Consider the following 21,486-nt stretch of genomic DNA (forward strand, 5'->3'; position numbering starts at 1 on the left):
TACTTTAGCGAGTCTTCTCCCTTCGCATAGCGTCTCGTAGAGAAGGGGAGACGCTAAGAGCGAAGAACGCAATTACGAATTATCTAAAGAAGCTTCTGAACAGCCGCGCTAAATTCTTCGTAAGGTGAAACCCCTACTATCGTTTCTGCTAAGATACCATCTTTGAAAATTAAAACTGCTGGAATACTGCGAAGACCGAATTTTTTGAAAATTGGCTTGTTACTGTCAACATCCACCTTAACAACTTTAGCGCGACCTTTGTATTCTTCGGCAAGTTGATTCATTAACGGACTGACTAAGCGACAGGGGCCACACCAAGTAGCAGTAAAATCAACAACAACAATTTTCTCTTCACTTCCATTTAAAACAACATCAAATTCGCTTTCTTCAACGTAACTAACTATGTCAGTATCAGTAGACATTTTTCAATTCCTTAGTATCAAACTAAAATCTCAGCAAAAAGCTAGCTATATAAACTATACTCCCTTCTGAGTGTCAGATTCACCAGTTACCTATATTGGTAAATCCCCACAGATGAGTAGCGTATACTTAATAACTTACAATTTTTGTAGGTAGAGTGCGTTATGTGATCGCACCCCACCAACTGAATCTAAAAACCTATGCCTTCAAGGCGTAGAAGCTTCAATAGTCATCCTGTCGATCAAACAGTTCTAACAAACCAATTGTACCGACAAAAAAAGTATAAATAGCATATTTTATTGGTATTTTTTGTCTTGAAGGTGCATAAAAAGCTGCTATAATACCTTCGATAAAATGGCTGATCGTGGCAAAACGCTCAATCCAAAAAATTGGATTCAGACTGCTTGGTACATTAGTATTAGTGATTACTGCATAAATATTCCACGATTCCAATCCAATTGCGCTTGTTATAAGCACTGTAGATATAATTTTTACAAAGGTATAAATCTTTTTCTTGATAAACTTTAAGTCCATACTGTTCACAAAAATAATGTTTATAGCGTTTCCTAATCATACAAGGTACATCATAGTCTCCTCTACGAAACCAGCTAGGAGGGTTTTGGGTGTAGAGTTCTTCTAACTCACCAATAACAGCTATATTTAAAAAATGACAAAAGTGTGGAATAATACATAGGTGAAAAATTTCACTGCACTCCATACATTGATCGTAAAGCTAAAGCTATGATTGCTCAACATTACAACTCAACCCATGTTGAAAATAATTTGCTTAAACAAATCAAAATTAAAGAAAATCAGCTAAAAATTGCACAAGAATCTGATATGAGCCATGTAGCAGAAGAATTACAAGGTCAATTATTAAAGCTACAGTCTCAATTATCAGAGCCGCAAGATCAAGACGTTGAAGTTCAAGCGTTGATGGGTTTACTAGACGATTAAAATTGTAAATTTGTGTTACAAATTTTCTTGAAAACACAAAACCTCTGTAACCCGAAATTGTATGTTATTTAATTCTTATTCCTTAGATAAGACCTTGAGGTTTTTGCTGAGGATTTGGTTTTTTGATTTGCGGTACTAAATCAATCTTAAGAACAGGTTTAATTGAGCGCTGTTGTTCTTGCCTCAGAATTTGAATTTCTCTCTCAATTGAATCTTTTCCTTGCCTAAAAAAGTCTTGAGAATTATATGGAACCAAGTCACGGGATAAATGTTGGGCTTGTGCTGGAGTTAAACTAGGAACAGCTGGTTCAGCATTAGCAGAAGTCTGTATAGCCAGCAAAAAAGCTGTTGAAACCACCAAGGGCTTTATTTTTATACATCCGGTAGATATTAGGTTTAACATAATTGATACATCTGTTGCGTGAATCTTGCTTCAAACCATCTTGTATTGGTTTGACTATAAGCAAAGTACACTTATTGGATTGCTAATTACCTCCCACAAATGGGTGAATTAATCAATCAAACTATTAGTACAACACAGCAAAAATCCAGCTACCATATCAATCCACTAGCCAAGTTGCTCAAGCAACTTGTTAAAGCTAGGTAAACTTCCACCACTTGAAATTTAGATGAATGTTGAAAGCTAAAAAATTGTACTAGTACAGCACGGCGTAAATAAACCACCCATTCTAAATCAATGAAACGCTTACGTTGTATTCATTTTTAATTTTTAATTTTTAATTTTTAATTCCGCCTTGCGGTACTAGATGCCAAAAATCTACTATTGAGCATCTAATGGTATTTTTGCCTTTTGAAACACCTGCTCGACCGTAAATTCCAGTCCCTCAAATAAAGAATCTGTGAGTAATTCTTCTCCCATATAAGTTTGTGGTGCTGCATCTGGATAAAAAACAGTAATGCTTCTGGCTTTACTATCTAATACCCACACCCGCAGCACCTTAGCATCTAAATAGTCTTTGGCTTTAGCCGCCATTTGTCCAAAGGTTTGTCCGGGTGAAATAATTTCAATTACCAAATCAGGAGGAACAGGACAAGCTTCATTTTCATCCCAGTTAGCAGGTAAACGTTCATAAGAAATGTACAAGATATCTGGAATTGGCATCCAATCTCGCCCCCGCCGGGTTAATGCAACAGCCCATTCCGGGCAAACTTCTCCTTTCCCCTCACACGATTGCTCAATCAAATTGAGAAGGATGCGGGTAAGTTTTGCATGAAAAAATTTTGGTGACATTTTAGGAATTGCTTGACCATCAACAAGTTCGTAGGTGATATCTCCCTCGCCTGGTGGAAGATTTAAGAACTCTTGCAAGGTTAATTGATTCTTGGCTTGGAGTATCATGGCTGAATAATTCGTAATTCGTAATTCGTAATTCGTAATTGAAGAACAGAGCAACTAATTTTTTTCTGACTCCTGAATTCTGACTCCTGAATTCTTCTTGAAATTGTTCACATTCCCCGCAAAACTTGCCGAATAATATCCGATGGCACTTCATCGGTAACTGTTACTACACCAATCTCTGTTGGTAAAACAAACCGCACTTTCCCAGCTTTGACTTTCTTATCCAATTGCAACGCCTCAATAATTGCTTCAATATCTACCCCAGTTGGTAACTGAGTTGGTAAACCCGTTTTTTGAATTAAAGCATTTTGACGTTCTGTGTCAACATTTTGCCACAGTCCTAAATCCACAGCAATTTGACCGGCTGCCACCATCCCAATAGCCACTGCTTCACCGTGATTCACTAGGCGATAACCAGTCAAACTTTCCACTGCATGACCGATGGTATGTCCATAGTTGAGAATCGCCCGTAATCCCCCTTCCTTCTCATCTTTGCTCACAACATCAGCTTTAGCTTGACAAGAGCGTGTTAATATGCTGGTTATTAGCTCAGGTTTGACATAGCGGAGTTGGTCGAGGCGTTTACTTGCTTCCAACTGGGCAAACAATTCGGCATCCCAAATCACACCGTATTTAATCACTTCTGCCATTCCTGCCCGAAACTCGCGCATAGGTAGAGTTTTTAACACATCTGGGTCAATCAAAACTAAGCGCGGTTGATGGAATGCCCCAATCAAGTTTTTGCCGTGGGGATGATTCACGCCAGTTTTGCCGCCAATTGCCGAATCTACCATCGCCAACAAAGAGGTAGGTACTTGGACAACGTTAATACCGCGCAGCCAAGTTGCGGCGGCAAAGCCAGTCATATCGCCAATTACACCTCCGCCCAAAGCCACCATAGTCGCAGAACGTTCTAGGCGGTTTTCTAAGGCGATATCGTAGAGTTTTTGGATGGAATTGAGGGTTTTGTAGCGTTCCCCAGGTGGTAGGGTGCAGCTAGCAACTTCAAATCCAGCAGATTTTAGGGATGCGATCGCTCTTTCGCCAAAATGTTTAAAAATTGTCGGATTAGAAACCAGCAATACCTTCTTGCCTAGCTTGAGATTAGCCATCTGTTGACCGAGTTGATCTAAACTCGAAGGTGCGTTAGCGTAGCTCAACGAAGTTATCGCAATCTCATAAGACTGCCCTGGTAAATTTACATTAATTACAGAAGTCATTGCCCAACCCCTAACAAGCGCCCGTGGGCTGTATTCTATCGCAATCTGGGGATTGGGGATTGGAGACTGGGGACTGGGGACAAGGATAATAACCTATGCCCAATGCCCAACAACTAATGATTCAATAGACTTAGGAAGTATTGTGGAGAAAAATAAATGTTTGCAGTTGTAGCTTACATCGGCTTTTTAGCTTTGTTCTTTGGCTTATCTGTTGGACTGCTGTTCGGTCTGCGGACTGCCAAAATAATTTAACTGAGAGATACATTCAATCTATTAACCTATGACTTTTGAAGGACGGGCACTCTGCCTGTCCCTCAATTCACAATGAATTGCGCTTAAAAGTGGTCGAATGATCGCCAATTGCCATGCCGTAAACTCTAGCAGAGAAACTGGACGTTTCCAGTGTTTGGTTAATGTCGCTCCTAAGCCCATTGTTACCGTTCCCGCGATCGCAGCGCCAATTCCGATCCAATCAAGACGATCTGCTGGACTGAGAACCAATAAACTAACAGCAATAAATCCAACAATGGCAGCCATCATTGAGCATCTTGATGGTTTATCGCCCAATAATAGCCACGAGAATATCACCACTAACAACGGTTGAATGCTTTATGAATCATACTGTTTCTGCTGCTGTTGCTCAGTTTCCAGTCTCTTTGGATATCTCAACAAACTTGGATCATCTTCTCTCAATTATCCATACTGTCGAGGAACAAACCATTGTAGTTACACCGGAAGGAGCTATTTCAGGATATTCGCAGGACTCGACATTTTTAAAGCAAGTTAATACAGTTTTACTTGAGCAGGCAATAGAGAAGTTGCGTGACGAGGCTGCTCAACGTCATCTCCACCTTGTTATTGGTTCTTGTATTCAAGAATTAGGAAATTGGTACAATGCGGCTTTGTATTTCGGGCCTGATAAAGAGTTTTACGTCTACCGAAAAATTAATCTGGCGACGAGTGAGCGGGGCTTCTTCAAACCAGGAGATGAGCTTCCTGTGTTTTCTGTTTTGATTCGTGGGGTGACAGTATCACTTGGCATTCAAATGTGTCGTGAGATTCGCTATCCTGAGCAATGGCGATATCTTGCATATAAAGGCGTTCAAGTTTTTGCTTTCCTCAATAATGCTGTGGGAGATTCAGAAATTTGCCCTATATGGCGAAGTCATCTGATTAGTCGTGCTGCTGAAACACAGCGATTTATTTTGGGAGCCAACAACGCAGATCCATATCAAAACTGTCCGACTATGATTATTGCTCCTTCGGGAAAAGTGCTATTTGAGGTACTATCGCCTAACACAGCAATGGGAAGTAGTGAACTGAACCTATCGAATGTGTCAAATTCAGTGCTAGATCAAGCAAGGACAGATGTTATTTGTTTTAATCATTAACGAGATTGAGATTAATCAGCATTATTCATTCAAAAAAAGAAAGGCAAAACGAAAAACATTTAGTCTGGATATAAATCCTCGACTAAATGTTTTGCACGAAATCAAATATTTATCTTACAACAGCCGGACTTGCTATTTTCTCCTGTCTTTGGGAAGGCGATCGCATTCCCAAACCAAGTAAGTTCAGCATTTCTCGGTCAGTGTCATAACCTGGACAGGGAGTTGTCACTGTTAACATCTTGTTGTCGTCGCTGGAAAAGATAGAATTAGCTCCTGCCATGAAGCAGAAAGCTTGCTCAACTTCAGAAAGTCTCGCCCTACCAGCACTAAGACGCACATCGGAAGCTGGCATTAGAATCCTGGCTGTGGCAATCATCCGCACAATATCCCAAATGGGGACATCAGGCTGATTTTCTAAGGGTGTGCCTGGTACTTGTGAAAGAATATTGATTGGTACGGACTCTGGATGCGGATGTAAGTTTGCCAGAGTTTGTAACATTCCAACACGGTCATTGACGGTTTCGCCCAAGCCCAGGATACCGCCAGAACATACAGTAACATTTGTCTGACGGACATTCTCAATTGTGTTCAAGCGATCGCTATAAGTCCTTGTAGTGATAATTGTGCTGTAATATTCCTGCGAGGTATCTAAGTTATGGTTATAGGCGTAAAGTCCCGCTTCTGCCAATTTCCTGGCCTGATTGGCTGTCAACATACCCAGAGTGCAGCACACTTCTAAACCCATTGCGGTTACATCCTTGACCATTTCCAGGACTTCCTCAAACTGTGAGTTATCCCGGACTTCGCGCCAAGCAGCACCCATGCAAATGCGACTAACACCAGTTTCTTTAGCTTTTTGGGCGATGTTAACTACAGTTTCCTTTTCTAGGAGTGCTTGCGCCTTTACCTCTGTTTTATAGCGAGAAGATTGGGCGCAGTAGCTACAATCTTCTGGACACCCCCCCGTTTTAATCGATATGAGCTTGCAAACTTGTATTTTTGTTGGGTCATGATATTGGCGATGCACGCTAGCAGCTTGATAAATAAGCTCTAGCAATGGCGTGTTGTATATCGCCCGAATCTCTAATTCCTGCCAATCGTAGCGTATTCCCACCACATCACTATCCTTCTTGTAGACTGGGTTGAATCTTGAGCTGTTTTTTGCTTGAATCTGCTGCGGTACAGCGTTTGGGCAAAGCGATTTTATCGAAGTTATGCCCTGCACTGTGCTTTATCACCCATTGGCTCTCAATCCTTCCGCTCTAGATATTAGACATCAGCTTATCAAGATTTTGGTGGAATGGCAGATTAAGAGCAAAAATACTCATCATGTATTGGGGATTTGGGATTTGGGATTAGGGGGACTTATGCAACTGGCGCATATATCTTTTGTTGGGCAACAGTCAACTGAGTGGCTTTAGGATAAAACAAGCAGATTTTGCCTGTATAGCCGCAAATTCTATTGCCTTGACTGCTGCTAAACCACAGGGTATGAGAGAATTTATAAATTTAGAGAATGTTATGGGAACAGACCCCGCCGATGAAGTAATTTATGATATCAGAACTGCCAATAATTACAAGCGATCGCCTATTATTACGAGCAGCGATCCATGAAGATATACCCCAAATTCTCAAATACTTCACTAATAACAAAACTTATCTTACTCCATTCTACCCTCTTTGGGCTGATGGTTTCTTCACTGAAGAATATTGGCAATATCAGATAGAGAATAGTTTTCTGGAGTTTATCAATGGGCAATCGTTAAAACTATTTATTTTTACCAAAAAAAATCCCACTGTAGTTATTGGAACGGTCAATTTTAGTAATTTTGTTCGAGGAGCCGCTCATTTTTGCTATGTGGGATATAGCCTGGCGGAAAATAAACAAGGTAAAGGATATATGACAGAAGGGCTAAAATCTGCAACTCAATATCTATTTGAAGAGTTAAACTTTCACCGAGTTATGGCTAATTATATGCCTCACAATCGACGTAGTGGCAATGTACTTAAAAGAATCGGTTTTGTTATTGAAGGATATGCTAGAGACTATTTATTAATTAATGGTCAATGGGAAGACCATATTTTGACAAGTCTGACAAATCCTAATTGGGAAGTACCGATATTTTAAATGTACTAAGTATAATTATTAAAAATATTTATTTTATTTCCCACACCATTTATACACGAGATTTACTTGTTTATAAATACTACTTTCTAGCAAAAATTAGAAAATACTGTAAGATAACAAGGCTTAAAATTAGCTAAAACCACTATTTTTAGTTTTTAATTATTGCCAAAGTTACAAGTAGCGATAATAGTAAAATATCTAACCTAAAATAATTTTCATGTCTCGGTTGTGAACATTTAAAAATTCATAGCAAATTCATAATAAATACACAACAAGTCCATAAGCAAATGCAATAGTAAGATTTATTCATTGCCTGGCTTATTTATCAAGGTTAGTTTTAGCCGATGTGTCCAATTTTATTAAATGACTGAGGAGTTTTTTCAAATGTCCATTAATTCTATAAAGCCCTTTTCTGTATTTTCTGCTATCTTCGCTTTTGCTACCATCTTGAACGGAGTTGTCTTGGCAGCACCAGTTCCAAATTCAGCCACTACACCAGTCTTCAAAACTCAGACTAGTGCTGCATCACACCAGCCTATCAAACTCACAAAGCAACAGCGGCTACAAATTCAACTGGCTCGCCAGCAAAGAGATAAGGATATTCAGGCTCTATTAAACCCATCCCAAGCTACTAAATTTAAGGCAGCGTTGCAATCACGTCAGAGAATCAGGATAGTGTTAAAATCTTTGGATTTGAATCAAGAACAACAGAAACAGGTTCAATCAATTTTGCAAACTTATAACCTACAAGTGAAAAAAATTCTCTCTTCACAGGTATCACCAGCAACATCAAACTCAGTAGGAATTGCCACACCAACATCACAACCAATTAACAAATAAAAAACTAATTTTCAGGAGACTGGCGGATTTGATGCAAACTTCGGTTAAGCCAGTCTTCATACCAACTATAAAAACTCAAAGATTGCTTTTCATCACTATTTGTAAAATCATCAGGGTCAGCGTCATGAAAAAAACTACAAAAACTCAAAGAAGCAGGATATATCCCATTATCATTAGTACGGTCATCTATCCAGATTTTCCCTGACTGCTCCCCAGTAATAACTAATATCGCATAAATTCCACAACCATAATTTGTAATGGTGAGAGTGCCCTGAATAAACTTATCATCAAAGTAGGCATCACTATTGGCAACAAATCCCGTATTATTTTTGACAATCACATCTAAATCATTCCATGCTTCTGTTAAAGGAAATGGTTTAGAGAGAATTTCGTAGTTCTCGTGATATTCTTTTTCTAAGATGACATCTTCTGTATAATCAATTCCCGACAAACCGTATAATCCGTATCCTGGGCCCGCACCACCATTACCAATTTCTAAGAGAAAGTTTCGATATTCACTTGGTAGTATAATATTGTATCTGGATTCAAACAATTGAATATCTTTGTTACTCAAGCAAGGTTTAAATTGATATTGGTGTGATTCTGAACCAAAAAACTCAAATTTAGAGTCTAAAATTGCTAATTGAGTTAACTTTTTCTTTAATTGTAAAATTATATTCATTATACGCTCCAGATTTTGATGGTGGTACTGCCATATTTTAGATATAAGTCGCTTTTCGCGTCTATGCTGATGTTGAAGCCAGAGGTAGTATTAAAGGAAGAATGAATTAAGCTTTGCTCGTAATGACTCTGGCTGAAACCCCAAACTACAAGAATTCTAGCAATCCTTTTCTCACCCTCAACTACGAAAGCGCTTTAGAATCTCTAGGCGATGACTACTATGATGAGGTTGCAGCGGCGGAATTTCCCCAACACATCCTGCGTTGGCGTAACGATGAAGTATTACCCCGTTTTGGTCTAGACCCCCAAGTAGTCAAAGACGAAGATTTCATCACAGCCTTTGGTCAATTTCAAGGGCGCAAACCCTTGTTAGCTCTGCGTTACCACGGCTATCAATTTGGTGAATATAATGGACAGTTGGGTGATGGTAGAGGCTTTCTCTACGGGCAAGTACGCGCCAATGATGGCCAATTGTACGATTTTGGCACTAAAGGTTCTGGGAGAACGCCCTACTCCCGTGGTGGCGATGGTATGCTGACGCTTAAAGGTGGGGTGCGGGAAGTTCTGGCTGCGGAAGCACTGCATTACTTGGGTGTACGTACTTCGCGCTGTCTGAGTATGATTGAAACAGGTTTACCACTCTGGCGGGGCGATGAACCTTCGCCTACCCGTTCATCTGTGATGATTAGGATGAGCAGTTCTCATATTCGGTTTGGCACTTTTGAGCGACTGCACTATTTCCAGCGTCCAGATTTAACTAAGAAGCTGTTAGACCACGTAATTGAGCAGTATTATCGACACTTAAATGCTGAAGAAGATAAATATGCCCTGTTTTACGCCGAATTAGTTAAGCGGGTTGCAGAACTAGTAGCACAGTGGATGGCGGCTGGTTTTTGTCATGCAGTCCTGAATACTGACAATATGTCGATTACTGGAGAGAGTTTTGACTACGGGCCTTACGCATTTATTCCGAGTTATAACCCATCCTTTATAGCTGCATATTTTGACTATTATGGACGCTACTGTTACGGTAATCAACCAAGTATTTGCAAGTTGAATTTACAAATGCTCCAAGAACCTTTAAAGGCGATTATTGATAAAGGTCAAATGGAAGCTGGATTAGAAATGTTTGATGAGTATTATCAAGCTGAATACAGTTGTTTGATGTTGAAAAAGTTAGGTTTTTCGGAGTTGCCACATCCACAAGCTGCGGAACTGTTGAATCTAACGGTTGAATTTTTGAAAGATAGCCAAGTTGGTTATCACCAGTTTTTTTATGAGATGGCTCGTACTTTTTCATCTAAATGGCGAGATGAACCAGGTTTTGTGATGAATAATTCAGATATTGTGCCAGTGCCGGGTGCGTCAGGAATCTTTGATGATTGGTGCATATTATACCATAAAATCTTGAACGATTTTGATAGCGATGTCTACGACGGGCGTAGCTGCGGCACCGATATAATTGCCCAAACTTTAGCTATTAATAATCCCAAAACGGTGTTATTAAGGCCTGTGATTGAATCTATTTGGGAATCAATTGCCCAGGAAGATAATTGGCAACCTTTTTATGATTTAGTCAAGGCAATTCAGTCTAGGAAATAATTACTATGGGGCAAGGATGGTAACGAAAATCATTTTTTTCCTTTGCCCCTCTCCTTAATTTTTAAAGACTAACAGTACGTACTCACTCCACAAATAAAGCTAAGTGGCATCAATAAAAAGCTTTTAGAGATTGTCTCGCTCCCCATGTCTGACTGGGAATATGTCTCAAGACTTGCGGTAGAGACTCAATGAGTAGTATTTCCAGCCTCTAGCTAGAAACAAGATTTGAAAAGGATTTGGGCTTAAGTTGACAGCAATGGCATCTTGCTTGCCCTAATTATACAAATTAAATGCGGAACAGCTTATTTAGGACTACCAAGTTGGCCGTATTTTTATCTAGCTTGTAATCCTAAATTCTGCTTGATAGAAGTAGAACTATGTTCAGAAATTGAAGTAGTCAAATCTGTGCCAATGACAACAGTGACATCAGATGCAATATCTCCTAAAGAAGCAACTTCTACATCACCCACACCAAGCGCTTGTTCAACTGCATTGGCGGCTTCAGGATTTCCATGTTGAGCAATAATTCTGGTTTTTTTGGCAGATTCTATATCAGTATCAATTTCATGACTAGAAAGAAAAATATTCCTAAAACCGTGTTTTTCGAGTAAAGATGTGACTTTTACTACAGCTTCGGGTTCTCTGGTTGCATTTTGGATAAAAATTTTCATACCTTGCGACACTACTAAATTTTTGTCCTCTTCTTTTGCTTCTGCATTATTAAAATTAAAATAACGTTGGAGAATTTTTTTAGTAGCTTTATGGTCAGAAATCCAGTAGCTAACATTGTATTCACTTTTTTCACTAAAACGCCCTGGCAGTAACATAAAATTATGGTGATTGCTTTGAGCTAGAGTTTGAGCTATAGCTAACATTTCATTAATAGATAAATCAGTATCTATATTATCTTGAGCTACTTTTAAAATTTTAGGTAATTTAGTAATAGTTTGTGGTTGAAGCAGTGTAATTAGGATATCTTTCAAAACTTGTTGTTGTCGCTGCACTCGGCCAATATCACCTAAAGCATCATGACGAAAACGGATATATTCTTCTAGATGCTGCCCACTCAACTTTTGTACACCTGCTAAAAAGTGAATGTTGAGGTTCTGTGAATGATCTACATAATCCATTTTTTTGGGAATATTAACTTCAACCCCTCCCAAGGCATCCACCAAATGAATAAAACCTTCTGTATCCAGCCGCACATAACGATCAATTGATACACCATCTAATAGCTGACTTACACTTTGGGCTGCTAGTTTTGTTCCACCACGCACGTTAGCATCATTAATTTTATCTACACCAACTCCATAAAATTTAACGAGAGTATCTCTAGGAATAGATAGTATATTAATCGAATGAGAATCTGGCTTGATTTTGGCCAGTAGGATAGTATCGCTATTACCTGCTAATGCCTCGGCAGGAGTAAAGTTTTTCTCGTGGGGATGTCCAGAATTGTCGATACCGAGAATCAAAACATTCACAGGATGATCTAGAGTTGCAGGAATCAAACCTGTAACACTTTTAGAACTACCAGGCAGATGGATAGTAACATCATTTTTTAAGGGAGTTAAACTTAGCGAGGAGAAAATTGCTCCCGAAGTTGCAGCTACTAATGCCGCACCGATTACTAAAGCAAATGGCTGATTTAACAGCTGAGATTTCTTGGGTTTGTTTTTTCCTTTCACTTCTCACCCACTAGATATAAAATTAATTGCCATAGTCTAACCCGGAATTCTCGTACTTGGATAGGGTGGCTCATGGTCAAGACTACTTTAGATGTGGCTGCCCTAAGTGAAGAAGTGAGATTTCCCACTCCTAACTCCTTTTATGCCTAACTAAACTGTTGGTCATAAAACCGCGCATAGCGATGTTCTAGGGCTAATAATTCTTCATGGGTTCCCGATTCGACAATTTGTCCTTGTTCGAGAACTAAAATACGATCGCACCTTCTAACTGTCGATAAACGGTGAGCAATAATAAACACCGTCCGTTTTTCCATCAGTCTTTCCAGCGCTTCCTGTACCAGTGCTTCTGACTCAGAATCTAAGGCTGATGTCGCCTCATCGAGAATCAAGATTTGGGGATTGAGCAGAACAGCACGAGCGATCGCAATTCTTTGTCTCTGTCCACCTGATAAGTTTACCCCACGTTCGCCGACCCAAGTCTTGTAACCTTCTGGTAGTTGACTAATAAATTGATGGGCATTAGCAATTTTCGCCGCCTCTTTAACTGCTTTGATGTCAAAAATATCTTGTCCGAAAGCGATATTTTGAGCAATCGTCCCGGAAAACATGATGGTTTCTTGAGGAACAATCCCAATTTGTCGCCGCAGACTATGCAGCTTGACATCTCGAATATCAATATCGTCAATTAATATTTGCCCAACTTCAGGATCGTAAAAACGCGGGAGGAGATTCACAAATGTGGTTTTCCCAGCACCAGAAGCACCCACAAGTGCGATCGCTTCACCTGGCGATACCAATAAGCTAATATCCTTTAATACAGGTTCACCTGGTTTATAGGCGAAGGAAATATGACGATATTCTACTTGGCCTTTGACTGGAGGGAGAGCGCTCGCATTTGTCTTTTCGATTACCGTCGGTTGAATCGCCATCAATTCAAAAACGCGATCAACAGATGCTTCACCCTGCTTAAATTCGTTGTAGTTGTTAGTAGTATGACCAATCGGATCGATTAACAGCGCCGCCGCTGCCAGATAACTGAAAAAATTCGCCACTGTCAAGTTACCTTGGGAAATTTGCCACGCTCCCACAATCAGTAACGATAACGCACTTAAGGCTTCCAAAAACCCGATGATCGGAATCTGAATTGCTTTCAGGCGTTCAGCTGAGTATTTGGCTTTCAGACTGCGTTCTGCTTCATGGCCAAAGCGGGTGATTTCGTAATTTTCGGCAGCAAAAGCCTGTACCAAACGAATACCGTTGAAAACTTCTGAAAGAATGGCTGATAAACCCGACACCCGATTTTGACTTTTTAAGGAATACTTGCGTAACCGTTCACCAAACCAGCCGACTAAAATACCCATCAGTGGCGCAACTATGACTGTTGCGAGTGTCAGTTGCCAATTTAGGTAAATCATGTAAATCGGAATTGCTACCAACTGCAAAATGCAGGGGATAAAGTCGTGAAATACTTTATTTACCACTTCGCCAACTCGATCAACATCTTCCGTGAGGCGGTAAGATAAATCACCTGCTTTTGCAGTTTCAAAATAGCTAAGATTTAGCTTTTGCAGATGTGCGTAGACTTGCTGGCGGAGATGAAAAGCAACTCGCAGAGCAGCTTTCGCCATGTACATATCTTGTATAGACTGAAACAAGCCTCTGACAAGAAATACTAAAGCACAGCTACCAGTTATTTGAGCGATCGCTACTACATTACCTTGGGCAAAGGGAATTGCCAATTTCCCGGCGACATTAATCAACACTAATGTTGCCAGCACGTATCCCAAGATGCCAATAAGTCCCTTGGTGATGGTTTGCCACTGGAGTCGGATATAAGGCAGTAGTAGCCAGTAATTAGAACGCGTTTTCAAGCTCGAAAGTCCACAACGATATTTTCCTTTGTTTGACGCTAGCAGTTTTTGGTGAGTTTCTGAACAGTTAAGGGACTTCCAAATAAAAAAATATTCAATTAACTCTTGTGGGGTGGGCATCTTGCCCGCCATATAGACTAGGCGCGCAAGATGCCCACCCCACAATATTGGATAATTTATTTCTTGGAGTTCCCTAACTTAATTAGTTACAAATTGTTTTAGCCTTGACTCATATCTTGCACCTAGCCCTGGCGATTAGAAATCGCGGCTATACAAACCAAGTCCGCCTGCTCGGACTAATGCAAAATCAGGCTTTTCAACCCACGTAGGCGGGTTTTGTCTGTGTAGCCGCGACTTCCAGTCGCCTGGTGCAAGATATGAGTTGATCCTAGAGTTAATTACTTCATAAGTACTAGATAGATCCATTTAATTGCGGTGTAACAGTTCTGGGTGCGGAATCCCGGATTTAATCTTGTTTTGAATATCACACCACCCTCATCACCAACGCCGTCACAGGTAAAATAGACGTGCGCCAAGTCCCCATCCGCTAACTCCAGAACCCACCATGACACAAATCACCCTTTCCGATCTCCCCGAAACTATCCAAACCCTAATCAATCAAGCCCAAAAAACAGGCGAATCCCTCACTATTACCCAAAACGGTATTCCCTTCGCCATCATTTCCCCCATCAAGAAAAAATCCCTTCTGGAAACTCTTTCCACCCTTGAACCACTGGACGAAGACTTTGCCAACGTGGACGAAGGATTATTACCCTTAGATGATATCAAGTTCGGCAAATCACTTATGATATGTCATTGCGAATGCAACGAAGTGGAATGAAGCAATCGCCAAGCTTTGGGATTGCCGCGCACGCTTGAAATGACATAAGTATTAAGTCGAACATGATATGACTTATTAATTCCTGCCCACTCTTTAACCCTTGGTCTAACTCTCGTTACCGCCAATATTCGTGAATTTTCCCGTGTTCCTAATTTAAAAGTAGAAAACTGGCTCGAACCTAGCTAAAATCAGAAATATCTAAAAAAATTAGCCCCCTCCTTAATTCTAAGGAAAGAGCTAAATTAATCTTCTTTAATTACGAATTAGGAATTATGAATTAATTAATATCCGCCTTCTTCTTCGTATTCTGGCTGTCTTTCCTTAACTTTCTTAGGAATATTCACAGGCTTCGGCGCATCTTCCCAAGCATCGCCGTCTACATCATCATAATCGTCGTATTCGTCAACATAAGGCTTGCTGTAAGGCTTGGCTTCATACTTTAGCGGCTGCGGTTGTTGATATCTGTCGTTGCCCGTTGCTTCGCTCCAGTTATCTTCTTCCTCATCTTCTTCGTATTGAATAGACTCATACTGCCGCGCCTTCATTACCTGACGCTGTGGCCTTTCTTCTTCCACATAGTCTTCATTCCATTCTTCTTCTCGCGCTACGGGTTCGGGAGCGCGAACTTTTTGCCTGGGTGGCTGCAATGGCACTCCGCTAGGTAGTTGATTAGCTGGTGCAACTTGGCGTGGCGGAGTATAGCCGTATTCTTCTTCTGCATCGCGTTCCCACGGCGCTTTACCGATACCCAAGCGCTCTAGTAAACCAACTGTCAACTGGTTCACCCGTTCTTCGGCTCCCTCAAATACAATCAACCGATTGGGGCCAGTGCTGACAATTTCATCTACTGAGAACTCATAAGTACTCACAAATTGATCGGGAATTTGGGGCAATCCTAAAGAAGCAATGACTATAGATTCAAGCTTCCCGTTTTCGCCGTTGAACTTAAAGCCCCGAACTTTGCCTAAGACTTCACCTGTTTCTGTAATTACTTCCCAGTTAATCAGATTACTGAGAGATTCAACTTCGATATCTTCAATGACATCTTCGTTATCAACCAAGATCACATCACCAATCTGGCTGATGTTGTTGAGGTACATATAGCGCGGTATGCCCGAAATGGAGATCAGGCTGTCTCGCAAACCAAGAGCCACAACCTCTCTTTGATCGATATCTACCCAGACTTGACTGATGATGCCTAGCCGCTTGCCGTTGTCGCGGGTAATCACCTGGGTATTTAATATGTCGGAACGCCTAATTATCTGTTCAGAGGTCATTCTATACCGAGTCCTGATCTCGAATCCGGTTTGGTTTATCTATACACTATTATTAACAAAAACTCAAGCAGATGTATTGGATGATTGTAATTTAATCCCCAAAACTTGAGTGTAAGCTCCTCGTGCTTGAGTAACGCCAATTGTGCGTTCGGCTGATTCTATCATCGGACGACGCAAACTCACAACTATAAATTGCGCTTGTTGTGACTGTTGTTTAATCATTCTAGCTAATCGCTCTACGTTTGCTCCATCTAGAAACATATCTACTTCGTCAAAAGCGTAAAATGGCGATGGGCGGTAGCGTTGTAGGGCAAAGATAAAGCTCAAGGCTGTGAGTGATTTTTCTCCCCCAGACATGGAAGCTAGGCGCTGTACGGGTTTGCCTTTGGGGTGCGCGACTAAATTCAGTCCACTGCTAAAGGGATCTTCGGGATTTTCGAGTTGCAAGAAGCCGTCGCCGTCGGAAAGAATGGCAAAAATTGATTGAAAGTTTTCATTAACGGCATCGAATGCTTCTTTAAAGGCAAGTTGCCGCAATGTGGTAAAGTTTTCAATCCGCAAAAGTAATTCGGTGCGTTCTCCTTCTAGTGTTTCTAATTTTTGCGTGAGTTCTTGGAGACGGTTTTGAGTGCGTTCGTATTCTTCCAACGCCAGCATATTAACAGGTTCCATTGCCTGTAAGCGTTTGGTAAGCGATCGCAATTCTTTCTGCAATTCTTCTAAATCTACCTGATCTGGAACTTCTGGCAACGGATTTGGTAATTCTGCTCCGACATCCCGCAATTGAGTTTGCAGTGCAATTAGTTCCTCTCGCCGCTTCTCTTGAGTTTCTTGGAGTTTTTGGATTTCCCATTCCAATTGTTGTTGGCGCAAAAGGTGCGATCGCACTTCCAATTCTGTAGCGTCGCGTTTTTGTTTCTCTTCTCCCAAATTCTGTTCCATTTCAGTCAAGGATAGACGGGTTTGAGTGATTTGCTCGTCTATCGTTGTGATTTGGTTTAAGACGCGATGAATCGCGTCTCTACAAGAGATTTGTTGGGTTTCGTATTCGGTGATTCGCGTTTCACCTTCTTGGATTTTTTCTTGCAAACGTTGTTGTTGATTTTCTAAATTTTTTAATCTTTGTTCGGCTTCCCGTAAAGCTGTTTCACGTTGTTGCAATTGTTGCTCTTGAATTTTAATGGTTGCCTGGATTTGTTGCCATTCACTGGGGGTTTGGGATGCTTCCAACTCTGCTAAAGCGTGTCGCAATTGTTGCAACTCATTTTCTTGTCCCGGTAATTCACGCTCTAAAATTTCCAATCGAGATTGAGCAGTGGCTAACTTTTCGCTGTTTTGGGCGAGTTGCGATCGCGTCCCCTCTAATTGCGCTGTTAAACTCTTAATGTCTTTCTGCAACTGTTCCAATTGCAACTGCTGTTCGCGCCGCGCTTGACGCGCTTCTGTGAGTTCCTGGGTGAGTTTTTTGGTTCTGGCTGACAAAGTAGCGATCGCTTCAGTACAACGCTCTAAAACCCGCTCAATATCTACCAAGCGACTTCTTAAAGCGATCGCTTCATCAGATTCCGCCGCTTCTGCATTGCCAAACCGCAACGCTGAACGCTGGGTGTTGCTACCACCAGTCATTGCACCGCTAGTTTCTAACAACTCCCCGTCTAAGGTGACGATGCGATACAGTCCTAAATTTTTCCGCGCCGCTTCCAGGCTGGAAAAAACTACCGTATTACCGAAAACATAGCTGAATACATCTTTGTAACGGCGATCGCAATCGACTAAATTAACAGCATAGTTAACGAAGCCGCTAGCGAAACGTAGCGTTGCATCTTGAGTAAATTTGGGAGCGTGAATTTTATTTAGTGGTAAAAAAGTTGCTCTCCCTGCACGTTTCTGTTTGAGCAATTCAATCCCGGCGGCGGCGATGCTGTCATCTTCCACCACAATATGTCCCAAGCGTCCACCAGCAGCCATTTCTAAAGCTAGCTGATGGCGGGGTTCCACTTTTCCTAACTGCACAACTAAACCACAAAGTCCAGGTATGCCCGATTGTAAAATGACTTTACTCGCTTGGGTTCCTTGAACTTCTTGCTGTGCTTGCGTTTGTGCCTCGATTTTATCCAACTGGCGTTGTTTTTCTCGTTGCTCAAAAAGTAAGCGTTTTTGGGTTTCCTGTTGGATTTGCAGTTCTTGTTCTGTGGCTGAGAGATTTTGGGCTAAATTTTGGATGGGTTCGCTAGAGATGTTAAATTCCGTTTCAACTCCACTACACTCAGTTTGTTTTTCTGCTAATAACGGTTCGTCGCGTTCAATTAACTGAGTTTGCTCTTGGATAAGTTGCTGTAACTGATTGTTGCGTTCCCTGAGTTGTGCTTGTTCGGTGCGTTGCGGTTCTAGGGTGTGCAATAAAGCTTCAATTTGACGGTTGAATGCCGTTTGTTGCTGCACCCAGGCTTCGGAAGCTGAGGCGATTTCTGCGGCGGCTTCGCGGGAGGTTTCTAAGGATTGGTGGGCTTCATTTCTTTGGTGTTGGGAAGACGCGATGAATCGCGTCTCTACAATTTGGGTTTCGGCAATTTCTTCTAGAGAATGGCGATGTTTTTGAATTTCTTGCTGAGTTTGAGCTAGACGTTTGGCAGTTTCTTGGGAAGTTGTTTGTAATTCTGTTAGCTGGCGCTGGAGTTGTTTTCGTTCTGCTTCTTGGGTGGCTAGGGTAGCTTGTACTGCCAACAGTTCCTCTTCTCCCAAGGCTTTTACATGGGCATTGAGTTGTTCTAGTTCAGCAGTTTTTTGAACGATTTCAGAATTTAAGTTGGTGAGTTGGGTAGTGAGTTCAGTAAAATTGCGATCGCCTGTTTGAATTTCGTGAACTAACTTTTCTTGTTGCGCTTGTAGCGATCGCCATGATAAAACAGCTTCCCAAGATTGTTTCGCCAGAAATTCTGTGCGGAGCTTTTGATATTTCTCAGCTTTCGCCCGATCTTGGGAAAGGCGATCGCGCTGTGCAGTTAATTCTGTCTCAATAATCCGACAGCTATCTTCCTTTTCCTTCACCTCATCTAAAGTTGATTTGGCTTGGACAATTTTGCGATCGAACCCCGCCACCCCAGCCAATTCATCAATAATTTCCCGTCGTTCCCGCGCATTCATCGAGATAATGCTGGTGACATCCCCTTGTAACACCACGTTGTAGCCTTCAGGATAAACCCGCAGGTTACTTAATTCCCCATGCAATTCTGTCAACGTGCAAGCTTCACCATTGATATAATAATTCGACGTGTAACTCCCTTGGTGAGTGACTCTTAGCCTTCTAGTAACACTCCACTCTGCCGATTTGAGATTTTGGATTTTGGATTTTGGATTTTCTTCCCCTGCTTCCCCTGCCTCCTCTGCCTCCCCTGCTTCTTCTACTTCCTCCCTTTGCGGCTTTGTATCTTTGTGTGAGATTTCATCCGACAAATCAAACGTCACAGTGACGCTAGCCTCAATCGAAGCGCGTCCTTTAGCTGTTTGAGTATTATTTACCAAATCTGGGAGGCGATCGGCTCGCATTCCCTTAGAACTGGAGAGTCCGAGGCAAAATAGCAGTGCATCTAAAATATTTGACTTACCCGAACCATTTGGCCCAGATATGACAGTACACCCCGGTAGCAAAGGGACTGAAGTAGTGCCACCGAAGGATTTGAAGTTGGTAAGTTCCACGCGCTTGATATGCACCATAGGCGCTGGTTCACTGGGCTAATGAAGAACAAGTGTATCAACTAATTAAAAATTCGCAAGAGGGTAAGGGGGAGAATTGGAAATTATAGTAGACGGGTTGCGTAAGTCTGTGAGCTTCACCTAGAAGGCTTACCGCAGGCGATCGCTCAGTGTACGGCAAAAATTTTGATGTCGCAAACTGACTATCCAAATTTTCCCAGGGCAGATAATATCATGTCCGACTAATTACTTGTAATTCAAAAATCTCTGTGTCAGTCCTAATTACGAGTATTCAACTGAACACGATCTAAGCATAGTTTCAGAGCAAAAGAGAATCAGTTGGTATAGTTTAAATCATCTATTCTGTTTCTGTCGTCTTCGTTCGATCGTGACAACAAAGCGATCGTATTTTTATCTCAGCATATAACTAGTTTGAAATAGGATCAAGGCATTCTGACACAGTAATGTGAGTTACTAAGTAACAGGGGGGAGGAAGTGAAAAAAGCAACTCACCCCAAAGATAGAGGATATTAAAAGCACTAAATGAATTTATAATGTAGTAATCTTTACAATTGGAAAAACGTAGGAAGAAAACCCTCTTTACTACCTCAATCTGATGTATGTGATTTGTTTCTGAACCCCCAAAAATTTCTAGAACTTAGTAATGAAGAGATTAATTAAAGGTCTGCGCGAATTTAAATCTAGCTATTTTTCGACACATCAACAATTATTTGAGCAACTTTCACAGGGTCAAAAGCCCAGAGTATTATTTATTACCTGTTCTGATTCGCGTCTCGATCCAAATCTAATTACACAAGCCCAAGTTGGTGAATTATTTGTCATTCGCAATGCAGGTAACATCATTCCACCGTATGGGGCAAGTAATGGCGGTGAAGGTGCGACAATTGAATATGCTGTTCAAGCTTTAGATATTCGCCAAATTATTATTTGTGGTCACTCTCATTGCGGTGCCATGAAAGGATTAATGAAGTTACATAATCTCAGCGATGAAATGCCGCTCGTACATGATTGGCTTAAATATGCAGAGGCAACTCGAAGGCTAGTTATGGATCACTACAGTCACTATGACGGAGAAGAACTGCTAGAGATTATGATTGCCGAAAATGTTCTGACTCAAATTGAGAATTTGCGGACATATCCAGTGATTCATTCTAAGCTTTATCAAGGAGAACTCAGCATTTATGCTTGGATTTATCACATTGAAACAGGAGAAGTTTTTGCATACGATCCCCAGAAACACGCTTATGTTTTGCCTCAAACTCAGCTTCCACCATCAGAAATAGATGATTCCTTCAGAGGTGAGATTACAAATACCAATGTAGCTGTGCGTTCCCCCCAAAACCAGCAGGATGATGTTCAAGCCTATGAGAAACAGTCTGTTTCTCCATTTGAGTGGTTTCCAATGAGACGGCTTTCTCCAGAACAGATGGAGCGAATTTATCGAGGTTCAAATAATGGAAGTTGAAAGTTTAAAAATAGAATTAATTATAAATAAG

At 41.1% G+C, this 21,486-nt stretch carries 21 protein-coding genes; 9 read left to right on the plus strand and 12 right to left on the minus strand.

From position 1 onward, the window contains the following. Positions 1-83: 83 nt before the first annotated feature. Together trxA and V7L31_RS08465 are read right to left on the minus strand one after the other, a co-directional pair. Complete coding sequence (gene trxA / locus V7L31_RS08460) at positions 84-422, minus strand: thioredoxin (protein ID WP_179065584.1); 339 nt, start codon at positions 420-422, stop codon at positions 84-86. A 220-nt stretch (positions 423-642) separates the two neighbouring features. After that, the gene (locus V7L31_RS08465) at positions 643-954 is read right to left on the minus strand and encodes a hypothetical protein (RefSeq protein WP_179065585.1); all 312 of its coding nucleotides are present in this window, start codon (positions 952-954) and stop codon (positions 643-645) included. Between the two features lie 207 nt (positions 955-1,161). Here V7L31_RS08465 and V7L31_RS08470 point away from each other — a divergent pair, with 207 nt between their 5' ends. Beyond that, positions 1,162-1,377, plus strand: coding sequence for a hypothetical protein (locus V7L31_RS08470; protein WP_334695800.1), 216 nt, complete (start codon positions 1,162-1,164; stop codon positions 1,375-1,377). A gap of 82 nt (positions 1,378-1,459) precedes the next feature. On the opposite strand, the gene V7L31_RS08475 is transcribed toward V7L31_RS08470, so the two are convergent. The 3 genes from V7L31_RS08475 to aroB form a co-directional block, all read right to left on the minus strand. Next, positions 1,460-1,780 (minus strand): hypothetical protein, encoded by a 321-nt coding sequence (locus V7L31_RS08475; protein WP_334695801.1) that lies wholly within the window; start codon positions 1,778-1,780, stop codon positions 1,460-1,462. Between the two features lie 378 nt (positions 1,781-2,158). Then, positions 2,159-2,737 carry a Uma2 family endonuclease gene (locus tag V7L31_RS08480; protein ID WP_334695802.1) on the minus strand — a complete coding sequence of 193 codons (579 nt, stop codon included), beginning with the start codon at positions 2,735-2,737 and terminating at the stop codon, positions 2,159-2,161. A gap of 107 nt (positions 2,738-2,844) precedes the next feature. Continuing rightward, complete coding sequence (gene aroB, locus V7L31_RS08485; RefSeq protein WP_334695803.1) at positions 2,845-3,957, minus strand: 3-dehydroquinate synthase; 1,113 nt, start codon at positions 3,955-3,957, stop codon at positions 2,845-2,847. 156 nt (positions 3,958-4,113) lie between these two features. Here aroB and petL point away from each other — a divergent pair, with 156 nt between their 5' ends. Then, positions 4,114-4,209 (plus strand): cytochrome b6-f complex subunit PetL, encoded by a 96-nt coding sequence (petL, locus tag V7L31_RS08490; protein WP_334695804.1) that lies wholly within the window; start codon positions 4,114-4,116, stop codon positions 4,207-4,209. 21 nt (positions 4,210-4,230) lie between these two features. Here petL and V7L31_RS08495 read toward each other — a convergent pair whose 3' ends face one another. After that, complete coding sequence (locus V7L31_RS08495; protein ID WP_334695805.1) at positions 4,231-4,497, minus strand: hypothetical protein; 267 nt, start codon at positions 4,495-4,497, stop codon at positions 4,231-4,233. A 71-nt stretch (positions 4,498-4,568) separates the two neighbouring features. Between V7L31_RS08495 and V7L31_RS08500 the strand changes: the two genes are divergently transcribed. Next, positions 4,569-5,348: a carbon-nitrogen hydrolase family protein gene (locus V7L31_RS08500; RefSeq protein WP_334695806.1), complete on the plus strand. Its 780-nt coding sequence runs from the start codon at positions 4,569-4,571 to the stop codon at positions 5,346-5,348. 109 nt (positions 5,349-5,457) lie between these two features. Here V7L31_RS08500 and bioB read toward each other — a convergent pair whose 3' ends face one another. Continuing rightward, positions 5,458-6,465 carry a biotin synthase BioB gene (gene bioB, locus V7L31_RS08505; protein WP_334695807.1) on the minus strand — a complete coding sequence of 336 codons (1,008 nt, stop codon included), beginning with the start codon at positions 6,463-6,465 and terminating at the stop codon, positions 5,458-5,460. 272 nt (positions 6,466-6,737) lie between these two features. Here bioB and V7L31_RS08510 point away from each other — a divergent pair, with 272 nt between their 5' ends. The 3 genes from V7L31_RS08510 to V7L31_RS08520 all read left to right on the plus strand — a co-directional run bounded on the left by V7L31_RS08510 (position 6,738) and on the right by V7L31_RS08520 (position 8,316). Beyond that, positions 6,738-6,962, plus strand: a complete 225-nt coding sequence (locus V7L31_RS08510; RefSeq protein ID WP_334695808.1) for a hypothetical protein — start codon at positions 6,738-6,740, stop codon at positions 6,960-6,962. Then, the gene (locus tag V7L31_RS08515; protein ID WP_334695809.1) at positions 6,901-7,476 is read left to right on the plus strand and encodes a GNAT family N-acetyltransferase; all 576 of its coding nucleotides are present in this window, start codon (positions 6,901-6,903) and stop codon (positions 7,474-7,476) included. Before V7L31_RS08510 ends, V7L31_RS08515 begins: the two co-directional genes overlap by 62 nt. A gap of 384 nt (positions 7,477-7,860) precedes the next feature. Continuing rightward, positions 7,861-8,316 (plus strand): hypothetical protein, encoded by a 456-nt coding sequence (locus V7L31_RS08520; RefSeq protein ID WP_334695810.1) that lies wholly within the window; start codon positions 7,861-7,863, stop codon positions 8,314-8,316. Between the two features lie 4 nt (positions 8,317-8,320). On the opposite strand, the gene V7L31_RS08525 is transcribed toward V7L31_RS08520, so the two are convergent. Further along, on the minus strand, positions 8,321-8,998 hold the full coding sequence (locus V7L31_RS08525) for an SMI1/KNR4 family protein (protein ID WP_334695811.1): 678 nt from the start codon (positions 8,996-8,998) through the stop codon (positions 8,321-8,323). 122 nt (positions 8,999-9,120) lie between these two features. On the opposite strand from V7L31_RS08525, the gene V7L31_RS08530 reads away from it, so the two are divergent. After that, positions 9,121-10,599, plus strand: coding sequence for a protein adenylyltransferase SelO (locus tag V7L31_RS08530; protein ID WP_334695812.1), 1,479 nt, complete (start codon positions 9,121-9,123; stop codon positions 10,597-10,599). A gap of 332 nt (positions 10,600-10,931) precedes the next feature. Here the strand turns inward: V7L31_RS08530 and V7L31_RS08535 are convergent, their stop codons facing one another. Together V7L31_RS08535 and V7L31_RS08540 are read right to left on the minus strand one after the other, a co-directional pair. Continuing rightward, positions 10,932-12,287 carry an LCP family protein gene (locus V7L31_RS08535; RefSeq protein ID WP_334695813.1) on the minus strand — a complete coding sequence of 452 codons (1,356 nt, stop codon included), beginning with the start codon at positions 12,285-12,287 and terminating at the stop codon, positions 10,932-10,934. 146 nt (positions 12,288-12,433) lie between these two features. Next, positions 12,434-14,158 (minus strand): ABC transporter ATP-binding protein, encoded by a 1,725-nt coding sequence (locus tag V7L31_RS08540; protein WP_334695814.1) that lies wholly within the window; start codon positions 14,156-14,158, stop codon positions 12,434-12,436. A 565-nt stretch (positions 14,159-14,723) separates the two neighbouring features. Here V7L31_RS08540 and V7L31_RS08545 point away from each other — a divergent pair. After that, complete coding sequence (locus V7L31_RS08545; RefSeq protein ID WP_334695815.1) at positions 14,724-14,999, plus strand: type II toxin-antitoxin system Phd/YefM family antitoxin; 276 nt, start codon at positions 14,724-14,726, stop codon at positions 14,997-14,999. Positions 15,000-15,280: 281 nt separating this feature from the next. Here V7L31_RS08545 and V7L31_RS08550 read toward each other — a convergent pair whose 3' ends face one another. Together V7L31_RS08550 and smc are read right to left on the minus strand one after the other, a co-directional pair. Beyond that, positions 15,281-16,276: a PRC-barrel domain-containing protein gene (locus V7L31_RS08550; RefSeq protein ID WP_334695816.1), complete on the minus strand. Its 996-nt coding sequence runs from the start codon at positions 16,274-16,276 to the stop codon at positions 15,281-15,283. Between the two features lie 63 nt (positions 16,277-16,339). Beyond that, complete coding sequence (gene smc, locus V7L31_RS08555) at positions 16,340-19,990, minus strand: chromosome segregation protein SMC (protein ID WP_334695817.1); 3,651 nt, start codon at positions 19,988-19,990, stop codon at positions 16,340-16,342. Between the two features lie 643 nt (positions 19,991-20,633). On the opposite strand from smc, the gene V7L31_RS08560 reads away from it, so the two are divergent. Further along, positions 20,634-21,455 (plus strand): carbonic anhydrase, encoded by an 822-nt coding sequence (locus tag V7L31_RS08560; RefSeq protein ID WP_334695818.1) that lies wholly within the window; start codon positions 20,634-20,636, stop codon positions 21,453-21,455. The last annotated feature ends 31 nt before the right edge of the window (positions 21,456-21,486 follow it).

It is taken from the genome of Nostoc sp. (assembly GCF_036916655.1).
GTDB lineage: Bacteria > Cyanobacteriota > Cyanobacteriia > Cyanobacteriales > Nostocaceae > Nostoc.

Coding starts and splice junctions, on each gene's coding strand:
- V7L31_RS08525 (WP_334695811.1), bottom strand. CDS start 8,998: ATGAATATAATTTTACAATTAAAGAAAAAGTTAACTCAATTAGCAATT.
- petL (WP_334695804.1), top strand. CDS start 4,114: ATGTTTGCAGTTGTAGCTTACATCGGCTTTTTAGCTTTGTTCTTTGGC.
- trxA (WP_179065584.1), bottom strand. CDS start 422: ATGTCTACTGATACTGACATAGTTAGTTACGTTGAAGAAAGCGAATTT.
- V7L31_RS08475 (WP_334695801.1), bottom strand. CDS start 1,780: ATGTTAAACCTAATATCTACCGGATGTATAAAAATAAAGCCCTTGGTG.
- V7L31_RS08545 (WP_334695815.1), top strand. CDS start 14,724: ATGACACAAATCACCCTTTCCGATCTCCCCGAAACTATCCAAACCCTA.
- V7L31_RS08470 (WP_334695800.1), top strand. CDS start 1,162: ATGATTGCTCAACATTACAACTCAACCCATGTTGAAAATAATTTGCTT.
- V7L31_RS08560 (WP_334695818.1), top strand. CDS start 20,634: ATGAAGAGATTAATTAAAGGTCTGCGCGAATTTAAATCTAGCTATTTT.
- V7L31_RS08495 (WP_334695805.1), bottom strand. CDS start 4,497: ATGATGGCTGCCATTGTTGGATTTATTGCTGTTAGTTTATTGGTTCTC.
- V7L31_RS08530 (WP_334695812.1), top strand. CDS start 9,121: ATGACTCTGGCTGAAACCCCAAACTACAAGAATTCTAGCAATCCTTTT.
- V7L31_RS08500 (WP_334695806.1), top strand. CDS start 4,569: ATGAATCATACTGTTTCTGCTGCTGTTGCTCAGTTTCCAGTCTCTTTG.
- V7L31_RS08550 (WP_334695816.1), bottom strand. CDS start 16,276: ATGACCTCTGAACAGATAATTAGGCGTTCCGACATATTAAATACCCAG.
- V7L31_RS08480 (WP_334695802.1), bottom strand. CDS start 2,737: ATGATACTCCAAGCCAAGAATCAATTAACCTTGCAAGAGTTCTTAAAT.
- V7L31_RS08465 (WP_179065585.1), bottom strand. CDS start 954: ATGGACTTAAAGTTTATCAAGAAAAAGATTTATACCTTTGTAAAAATT.
- aroB (WP_334695803.1), bottom strand. CDS start 3,957: ATGACTTCTGTAATTAATGTAAATTTACCAGGGCAGTCTTATGAGATT.
- V7L31_RS08515 (WP_334695809.1), top strand. CDS start 6,901: ATGATATCAGAACTGCCAATAATTACAAGCGATCGCCTATTATTACGA.
- smc (WP_334695817.1), bottom strand. CDS start 19,990: ATGGTGCATATCAAGCGCGTGGAACTTACCAACTTCAAATCCTTCGGT.
- V7L31_RS08520 (WP_334695810.1), top strand. CDS start 7,861: ATGTCCATTAATTCTATAAAGCCCTTTTCTGTATTTTCTGCTATCTTC.